The organism is Myxococcus sp. AB025B, assembly GCF_006518215.1.
Lineage (GTDB): Bacteria > Myxococcota > Myxococcia > Myxococcales > Myxococcaceae > Myxococcus > Myxococcus fulvus.
On the sequence record NZ_SRLW01000422.1, the window covers coordinates 1 to 6,535 of the forward strand.

The following is a 6,535-nucleotide window of genomic DNA, read 5'->3' on the forward strand; positions in this document are numbered from 1 at the left end:
CTTTTTTTTTTCAAGCAGAAGACCGCACACGAGATTACTACGCGTCGCGTGGGCTCGGAGATGTGTATAAGACACAGCTCCAGGTCCTGGAGAGCCTCCCCCAGCTCGTCTGGATGACCCGCCCCGACGGGCACCACGTCTACTTCAACCGCCGCTGGTACGAGTACACCGGCCTGACGCCCGAGCAGGCGCTGGGCGACGGCTGGTGGCGCATCTTCCACCCGGAGGACGCGCAGGAGGCCGGCAGGCGCTGGGCCCACTCACTCGCGACGGGGGAGCCCTACGAGGTGGAGTTCCGCTGCCGGCGCCATGATGGCGCCTGGCGCTGGATGCTCGGCCGGGCCAGCCCCCTGCGCGACGCGAAGGGCGACATCCTCCAGTGGTTCGGCACCACCACGGACATCGAGGAGCCCAAGCGCGCCTCGGAGTCCATGCGCTTTTTGGCGGAGGCGGGGGCGCTCTTGTCCTCGTCCGCGCTGGACCTGGACGACACGCTGGCGCTGCTGGCGAAGCTGGCGGTGCCGCAGCTGGCGGACTGGTGCGCGGTGGAGCTGGTGGAGGAGGACGGCGGCACCCGCCAGGTGGCGGTGGCGCACGTGGACCCCAGCCGGGTGCGGCTGGCCGAGGAGGTGCGGGTGCGCTACCCGCCCCGCGAGGACGACCCGAACGGGGTGCTGGCCGTCATCCGCACGGGCAGGCCGGTGTTGCTGGAGTCCGTGTCCGACGACGTGCTGGCCCTGGCGGCGCGGGACAGGGAGCACCTGCGCTTCCTCACGGCGCTGGGCCTGCGCTCGGCCATGCTCATCCCCCTGAAGGCGCGCGGCCGCACCCTGGGCGCGCTCACGCTGGTGACGGCCGAGTCCAGCCGGCGCTTCGGACGGACGGACCTGGAGCTGGGCGAGCAGCTGGCCTCGCGCGCCGCGCTGTCGGTGGACACCGCGCGCCTGTACCGCGAGGCCCAGGCCTCGCTGCGCCGCAGCCAGGAGGAGCGCCGCACCGCCCAGACGCTGCTGCGCATCGGCGAGACGCTGTCGTCGGAGCTGGACCCGGGCGTGCTCGTCCAGCGCATCACCGACGAGACGGTGGCCCTCACCGGCGCGGGCTTCGGCGCCTTCTTCGAGAACCGCGTGGACGAGCGGGGCGAGTCCTACCTGCTCTACACGCTGTCGGGCGTGCCCCGGGAGGCCTTCGCGCACCTGCTCATGCCGCGCAACACCGCCATCTTCGGCCCCACCTTCCGGGGCGAGGGCTCGCGGCTGTACGACGACGTGACGCGCCACCCTGATTACGGCAGGAGCGCCCCGTACCACGGGATGCCCCAGGGGCACCTGCCGGTGAGGAGCTATCTCGCGGTGCCGGTGAAGAGCCGCTCCGGGGAGATTCTCGGCGGGCTGTTCTTCGGACACGCGGAGCCGGGGCGCTTTGGCGAGGAGCACGCGCGGCTGGTGGAGGGCGTGGCGTCCCAGGCCGCGGTGGCGCTGGACAACGCGCGCCTGTTCCGCGACGCGCGCCGGGCCGAGGAGCGCTTCCGCTCCCTGGTCACCGCCACCGCGCAGGCCGTGTGGGTGACGCGGCCGGATGGCTTCATCGAGGAGGACAGCCCCTCCTGGCGCGAGTACACCGGCCAGGCGTACGACGAATGGAAGGGCACGGGCTGGCTGGACGCCGTCCACCCCGAGGACCGGGACGCGGCCCGCCGCGCGTGGACGGCGGCGGTGACGGACGTGAGGCCGTACGAGGTGGAATACCGGCTGCGCCGCCCGGACGGGACGTACTCGCCCACGCTGGCGCGCGCGGTGCCGGTGCTGCACTCGGACGGCAAGCTGCGCGAGTGGATTGGCACCAACACGGACATGACGGCCCAGCGCCGCGTGGAGGAGGGCCTGCGCCGGCTGGACCGCGAGCAGGTGGCCCGCAGGCTGGAGGCGCTGCGCGCGGAGATGAGCGGCGCCCTGGCCAAGGAGGGCTCCGTCGCCGACATCCTCCAGGGCTGCGCGGAGGCGCTGGTTCGCCACCTGGACGCGCAGGTGGCCCGGCTGTGGCTGTACTCGCGCAGCTCCGCCATGCTGGAGCTGGTGGGCAACGCGGGCGTGTCCGCGCCGCCGCGCGAGAAGTGGGCGCGCGTGGCGGTGCACGGCACCAGCCTGGTGGCGGAGGTGGCCCGCACGCGCGAGCAGGTCTGGGTGGACAAGATGGAGCACGACGCCCGGGTGCTGGACCCGACGTGGATTCGCGAGACGGGGCTGCGCTCGTTCGCGGGCATCCCCTTGCTGGTGCGCGGGCAGCTGGTGGGCGTGATGGGGCTCTACAGCAAGACGGTGCTGGGCGAGGACAAGGTGGCGTCGCTGGCGGCGGTGGCGGACGCGCTCGCGCAGGGGCTGGAGCGCAGGCGCGCGGAGGACTCGCTGCGGCTGCGCGCCAAGGAGCTGGCCCGCTCCAACGAGGAGCTCCAGCAGTTCGCCTACGTGGCCTCGCATGACCTGCAGGAGCCGCTGCGCATGGTGGCCGGCTACACGCAGCTGCTCGCGCGGCGCTACCAGGGCAAGCTGGACGCGGAGGCGGACACCTTCATCCACTACGCGGTGGACGGCGTCACGCGCATGCAGCGGCTCATCCAGGATTTGCTGACGTACTCGCGCGTGGGCACGCAGGGCCGCGAGCCGCGCGCGGTGGACGCGGCTCGCGCGGTGGAGCGGGCGCGGACCAACCTCCAGGTGGCGCTGCGGGAGTCGGGCGCCCGGCTCGAGACAGGCCCGCTGCCGATGGTGCTCGCGGACGAGACGCAGCTGGTGCAGCTGTTCCAGAACCTCATCGGCAACGCGCTCAAGTTCCATGGGGCCTCCCCGCCCAGGGTGGAGGTGGCCGCCGAGGTGAAGGGCACGGAGGCGCGCTTCACGGTGAGGGACTGGGGCATCGGCATCGACGCGCAGGACTTCGAGCGCATCTTCGTCATCTTCCAGCGCCTGCACGGCAAGGAGTCGTTCGCCGGGACGGGCATCGGGCTGGCCATCTGCAAGAAAATCGTGGAGCGTCTGGGAGGTCGCATCGGCGTGGAGTCCAAGGTGGGCGAGGGCAGCACGTTCTGGTTCACCCTGCCGCTGGCGCCGTCGGTGCCCGCGGCTTCCGAGGTGTCGTCATGAGTGACATCGGCACCGAGGAGCGCCCGCTGCGGCTGTTGCTGGTGGAGGACCACCCGGGCGACGCGCTCCTGCTGCAGGAGGAGCTGCGCGAGGTCGCCGCCACGCGCTTCGAGGTGCTCCACGTCGAGCGCCTGGCGGACGCGGTGCGCGTGGTGAGCGAGGGGCCGCCGGTGGACGCGGTGCTCCTGGATTTGTCGCTGCCGGACGGGCACGGGCTGGGCAACATCCCGCCGCTCTTGCAGGCCGCGCCGTCGGTGCCGCTGGTGGTGCTCACCGGCACGGACGACGAGCGCCTGGCGGTGCGCGCGGTGCACGAGGGCGCGCAGGACTACCTGGTGAAGGGCCAGGTGTCGGGGCCGCTCCTGGTGCGCGCGCTCAGGTACGCCATCGAGCGCAAGCGGGTGGAGGAGGGCCTCAAGCGCGAGGAGGCCGCGCGGCGCACGGCCACGTTCCGCGAGCAGTTCCTGGGCATCCTCGGCCATGACTTGCGAAACCCCCTGCAGGCCATCACCGGCAACGCGTCACTGCTCTTGCGTCACGGGGGCTTGAGCGAGCCGCAGCGCAAGGCCATCAACCGCATCTCCATCTCCGCGGACCGCATGGCGCGGATGATCAATGATTTGCTCGACTTCACGCGCACGCGGCTGGGCGCGGGGTACGTGCTGGAGCGGGCGCGGATGAACCTGCACGAGGTGCTGCGGCAGGTGGTGGAGGAGCTGGAGGTGGCGCACCCGCGCCGCCAGTTCGAGCTGTCGCTCACGGGCAACGGCTGGGGGGACTGGGACGCGGACCGCATCGCGCAGGCGGCGTCGAACCTGGTGGGCAACGCCGTGCAGTACTCCCCGGAGGACACCGTGGTGCGCGTGACGGTGGCGGACGTGGAGGGCGGCGTGCGGGTGGAGGTCCACAACTGGGGCCTGCCCATCCCCGCCGAGCGCCTGGGCTCCATCTTCGACCCCTTCGGCCGCGCGCAGGACAAGCGCAGCGCGCAGCGCAACGGCCTGGGCCTGGGGCTCTACATCACCCACGAAATCGTCCGGGCCCACGGGGGCCTCCTGGGTGTGTCGTCCTCCGCCCAGGAGGGGACGGCCTTCTGGCTGAGCCTGCCGCGGCAGTTCGTCACCGAGGAGTGAAGGGCCCCCCAGCAACCCCCTGTCCGCCCGCCCGCTGACCCGAGGGGCGGGCCGGACGGGCGCGCGGCACGGGTCGCGGCGGGAAGAAGGAGGACACACCCTTCGGGGGTGCGTTCAACCTGGCCGGCGCTCTGTGGGTGGCGGCCCCCAACCTCGAGGTCCAGCGATGACCATTCTCGGCGCGGCGCTCATTGGAACGCTCCTCTTCGGTCTCATCATCTTCGCCGTCATCCTCTTCGGCGCGGCCGGCAACAAGTGGGAGAAGGACATCCGCGAGGTGACCGAGCACCAGCGGGCCAACGGCATCGTCGGTGACGTGACGATGAACGACCAGGACGACGAGCACCACCACCCCGGCCCCCACGTGCACGCGCATGCCTGACGCGGTGGCCTACCTGGGCCGCGGGCTGTAGTAGCGACGCAGCCAGCGGCTCAGCCCGTCCAGGCCGGGGAAGAGCACCCGCTCGGTGAGGTTCGCCTGGTCCAGCTTGTCGCGCACCTCCCACTTGAGGTCCGCGGGGATGATGAGCCGGCGCACCCCCTGCTTGCGCCGCTCCAGGAAGCTGTCCAGGCGCGCGTCCGGCCCGTTCATCACCGAGAAGAGCGCGAACTGGTTGACGATGCGCGCGTCCAGCGACGGCGGCTCGAAGAAGAGCACGAACGGGTGGCGCGCCAGCCGGTCCAAATCAGAGATGGACGGCGCCACCTCCGCCAGCATCTCCCCGGAGAACACGTCCGCGCCCTCGCGCTTGAGCAGCGTCTTGAGCGGGCGGGGCAGCAGCCGGTTCGTCTCCCGGTAGTCCACGCACCACACCACGCCGTCCTCGTGCGCCAGGTCCGAGTCCTCGGTGAGGAAGTGCAGCGCGACGTAGGGGCTGAACGTCCAGTCCAGCATGCGCGTGGGCAGGCCGTGGTGCTGCGCCAGGGCGAGCCAGTCCCAGACGGAGTCCAGGGGCTCACGGGGCGTGCCGCGCGCGTACTTGCGGAAGGCGCGCAGCAGGTCCTTCTCCTTGCGGACGAACAGGCCCCGGCGGTTGAGCGCGGTGGACAGGTCGTGCTCGGCGTGGGGCATGCCGCGGAACACGTAGCTGGCGCGGTGGCGGCCCAGCGCCTCGTTCCAGGAGTCCGCGAACAGCGCCTCCTGGAGCTCCAGCCATGAGCTGACCCGGTGCTCTTGCATGCAAAGGTCCGTGTCCCCACGACCGGGGACAGACGGCCTTCAAGATGCGGCGCGAGGGGCTGCTTGGGAAGCCGCGCTTCAGACGGCGCGCGCGTCGGTGGGCGCGAAGGACCGGGCTGGCGTCGTGGCGCGCGTCGGGTGGGTGAGGCGGTGGAGGATGCGCGACAGCTCGGTCGAATCGAAGGGCTTGCGCAACAGGCACACCGCGCCCTCGAAGCTGGGCAGCTCCAGCTCCAGCCCCGTGGTGAGCACCACCGGCAGGTCCGACAGCTCACGCTGCGCATGCAGCAGCCGGATGAGGTCCCGGCCCTCGATGTCGGGCAGGAGCCAGTCGAGCACCAGCACGTCCACGCGGGGCTCGGCGAAGAAGGCCTTGAGGGCGGAGAAGCCGCTGTCGCACGGCACGACGCGGTAGCCCTCCAGCTCCATGGCCTCGGCCACCGCCTCTCGAAGGAGGCCATCATCCTCGGCCAGGACGACGACGGGACGGTAGGTCATGCGCTCGGGCTCACAGCGGCCGGAAGGAGACATCCAACGAGCGGCGCGTGGGTCCGGCGCTCCCACCACCTTGCGAAGGACAAGAACCCCGGAGGCCCCCGGCCCTCCTCCCGCACCTGGAGGGAGGGCCGGTCCAGCGGAGTCCGGACGGGCGGCCTAGGGCCTGCCGTTCTCCGCGGGCTGGTTGAAGGCGTACTGGTCCGCGCCGGGCGCGGTGTCCTGCTGGAACAGGGGGCACCTGGAGCAGGTGAAGCTGTCCCAATCCTGGCGCACCGCCACGTCGATGCAGCCGCCGTAGAAGCGGCAGTGCACGTTGCGGTGCTCCTCGATGGAGAAGGACTCCGCGCGCATGGGCAGGCGGAACTCGGTGGGACGTGGCTGTGGACAGGACATGATGACTCTCTTGCCCCCCTCGTGGGTGCGATGAACCGTTTACCGGCTGGTGCGACGCGTCATTCCCAACGGTGAGTCCGGAGCGCGGGCACCACGAGGTGCACCTGATAAGGGCCAGCAGCAAGGGTTGCCAACCCGCGGGGTCGTCCGTTCGAGGGGCGAGGCGCCAGGCGGGTGGGAGGGGCCTGGCG

Annotated in this window: 6 protein-coding genes; 3 read left to right on the forward strand and 3 right to left on the reverse strand. The window is 71.6% G+C overall.

Annotated elements, in window-relative coordinates; genetic code table 11:
* Window positions 1-62: 62 nt before the first annotated feature.
* The 3 genes from FL311_RS39620 (at window position 63) to FL311_RS39630 (ending at window position 4,655) form a co-directional block, all read left to right on the forward strand.
* Entirely contained in the window at window positions 63-3,140 is a 3,078-nt protein-coding gene (locus FL311_RS39620) for a GAF domain-containing protein (protein ID WP_228557392.1), read from the forward strand.
* Complete coding sequence (locus tag FL311_RS39625; RefSeq protein ID WP_141332832.1) at window positions 3,137-4,273, forward strand: hybrid sensor histidine kinase/response regulator; 1,137 nt, start codon at window positions 3,137-3,139, stop codon at window positions 4,271-4,273. Before FL311_RS39620 ends, FL311_RS39625 begins: the two co-directional genes overlap by 4 nt.
* Before the next feature lie 166 nt (window positions 4,274-4,439).
* On the forward strand, window positions 4,440-4,655 hold the full coding sequence (locus FL311_RS39630) for a hypothetical protein (protein ID WP_141332833.1): 216 nt from the start codon (window positions 4,440-4,442) through the stop codon (window positions 4,653-4,655).
* A gap of 9 nt (window positions 4,656-4,664) precedes the next feature.
* On the opposite strand, the gene FL311_RS39635 is transcribed toward FL311_RS39630, so the two are convergent.
* The 3 genes from FL311_RS39635 to FL311_RS39645 form a co-directional block, all read right to left on the reverse strand.
* Window positions 4,665-5,453 carry an FRG domain-containing protein gene (locus FL311_RS39635; RefSeq protein WP_141332834.1) on the reverse strand — a complete coding sequence of 263 codons (789 nt, stop codon included), beginning with the start codon at window positions 5,451-5,453 and terminating at the stop codon, window positions 4,665-4,667.
* Window positions 5,454-5,531: 78 nt separating this feature from the next.
* The gene (locus FL311_RS39640; protein WP_194869567.1) at window positions 5,532-5,951 is read right to left on the reverse strand and encodes a response regulator; all 420 of its coding nucleotides are present in this window, start codon (window positions 5,949-5,951) and stop codon (window positions 5,532-5,534) included.
* A 156-nt stretch (window positions 5,952-6,107) separates the two neighbouring features.
* Window positions 6,108-6,344 carry a hypothetical protein gene (locus FL311_RS39645; RefSeq protein WP_046710939.1) on the reverse strand — a complete coding sequence of 79 codons (237 nt, stop codon included), beginning with the start codon at window positions 6,342-6,344 and terminating at the stop codon, window positions 6,108-6,110.
* Window positions 6,345-6,535: the final 191 nt, after the last annotated feature.

Bases quoted from the DNA above. Each gene is read 5' to 3' on its own strand.
- FL311_RS39625 (WP_141332832.1), top strand. From the start codon at position 3,137: ATGAGTGACATCGGCACCGAGGAGCGCCCGCTGCGGCTGTTGCTGGTG.
- FL311_RS39630 (WP_141332833.1), top strand. From the start codon at position 4,440: ATGACCATTCTCGGCGCGGCGCTCATTGGAACGCTCCTCTTCGGTCTC.
- FL311_RS39635 (WP_141332834.1), bottom strand. From the start codon at position 5,453: ATGCAAGAGCACCGGGTCAGCTCATGGCTGGAGCTCCAGGAGGCGCTG.
- FL311_RS39640 (WP_194869567.1), bottom strand. From the start codon at position 5,951: ATGACCTACCGTCCCGTCGTCGTCCTGGCCGAGGATGATGGCCTCCTT.
- FL311_RS39645 (WP_046710939.1), bottom strand. From the start codon at position 6,344: ATGTCCTGTCCACAGCCACGTCCCACCGAGTTCCGCCTGCCCATGCGC.